Origin of the sequence: Bradyrhizobium genosp. SA-3 (assembly GCF_004212635.1) — a bacterium.
Taxonomy (GTDB): Bacteria; Pseudomonadota; Alphaproteobacteria; order Rhizobiales; family Xanthobacteraceae; genus Bradyrhizobium.
In genome coordinates this window covers 1-1,664 of sequence record NZ_PSRT01000296.1, presented here as the reverse complement: position 1 = coordinate 1,664, position 1,664 = coordinate 1, and the positions used below count along the sequence as shown (strand labels likewise).

The 1,664-nt window shown below is 65.8% G+C and carries 2 protein-coding genes and 1 pseudogene; all 3 read left to right on the top strand.

Translation table 11 applies throughout. The features are described 5' to 3' along the window. Positions 1-827: hypothetical protein (locus CWO91_RS42090; protein WP_130221159.1), on the top strand; the 827-nt coding region annotated here is incomplete at its 5' end. A 343-nt stretch (positions 828-1,170) separates the two neighbouring features. Continuing rightward, positions 1,171-1,365 (top strand): hypothetical protein, encoded by a 195-nt coding sequence (locus CWO91_RS42085; RefSeq protein WP_130221158.1) that lies wholly within the window; start codon positions 1,171-1,173, stop codon positions 1,363-1,365. 6 nt (positions 1,366-1,371) lie between these two features. Then, a pseudogene (locus CWO91_RS43930) lies at positions 1,372-1,664 on the top strand (hypothetical protein); the annotation flags it as partial.

Here is a 1,664-nt window from a genome sequence, read left to right as displayed (position 1 = left end):
CGCCCAGCATGCCGCCGCCCGCGGTCACCACCGTGCCGCCGGCCGCGCCGCTGAATGCGGCCGTGCCCGGACAGGGCGTGCTGTCGCTGACCGCGAAATACGGCAAGGATTCTCCCGCGATCACCAGCGGCCTGGTCTGGCGCGTATTCGCCGACCGTCCCGACGAGAACGGCACCTTCAAGCTGATCCGCGAGGACCGCAACGCCACGCCCAACATCGTGCTGCCGCCGGGCACTTACGTCGTGCACGTCGCCTTCGGCCTCGTCAGTGCAGTGCGTACCGTCAGCCTGAAGGCCGAGACCGACCGCGAATCCTTCGTGTTGCCGGCCGGCGGCCTGCGCATCGAGGGCCGGGTCGGCACCAGCCGCATCCCGCAGAACCAGATCTCGTTCGCGATCTACAAGGGCAGCCAGTTCGAATCCGGCGAGCGCGCCTCCCTGGTGCCGAACGTCGCCGCCGGCGACGTCGTGCTGATACCGGAGGGCACCTACTACATCGTCTCCAACTATGGCGATGCCAATTCGGTGGTGCGCTCGGACATCCGCGTCCAGGCCGGCAAGCTCACCGACGTCACCATCACCCACCGCGCTGCCGTCATCACGCTCAAGCTCGTCAGCGACAGGGGCGGAGAGGCACTCGCCAACACCGCCTGGTCGGTGCTGACCCCGGGTGGCGACGTCATCAAGGAATCGATCGGTGCCTTCCCGCGCGTCGTGCTGTCCGAAGGCGAGTACCGCGCCATCGCCAAGAACGAGGGCAAGGTCTACGAGCGCGGCTTCAACGTCGTGAACGGCGTCGACGGCGAAGTCGAGGTCGTCGCGCGGTGATGCCTCGGCGGCGGTGCCGCCGGTGGTGGTCTGGTCCGGATGCTGGGCTTCGCGCCTCGGAAAATCCTCCGCTTCTCACATCGCGCACAAGCACACCATCTCCCGTTACCTCTGCGCTAGCGTCCAAGCGGCGTCTCAAGGTGTGAAGAAACCCGCCATCCGCGCCTTATTCCGGAAAACCACGTGAGTTCACCACGCCGGTGGACGATGCCCGATTCCGATCATCAATTTTATTCTCTTTCCATGCCGCTGGGTTATATGTCGCATCGGTCCAGGGGAGCCGGATGCGCAGACCATCGACGGCTGCGCCAGCGGCAATGAGCAGGGGGCCCAGCCGGTCGGCATGTTCGAAGTGGTCCTAACGAGGCGCAAGCGGTTTGGCTGGCGATGGCAGGTGTGCGACCAGTCCGGCAAGATATTTGCTGACGGGTTCGAGCGCACCCGCCCGTCCGCCAAATATCACGGCGAGCGCGCGCTGTTCTTCCTGCTGTCGCAGGCCCATCTGAACGACCGCTCCGCCGCCTCGAGCGAGGATTAGCGGCGGGTGAGCCGCTTGCTCTGGATTCGTAGCGCGGATTACGCTGCGTTCCATTCGGGCTACCAGCCCCTGCGTTGCCCGACGGGCAAAACACGCCATTGGTCGGTCAACGCGCGCCGTCCAAAATATTCCGCTTTACCGAACTTCGGAAACGGCGTATGTGTCACCGCAACCCGGCCCAAGGAAGAGGGGCGTATCGCGATCGTCACGAACGCGGGTCGGGCGGCGGTGGACGTGGACCACACCGGCGCGAAAGGCTTCGCAGGGCGGGCAACCGTGAGCGAGGCCGTCACGCCAAC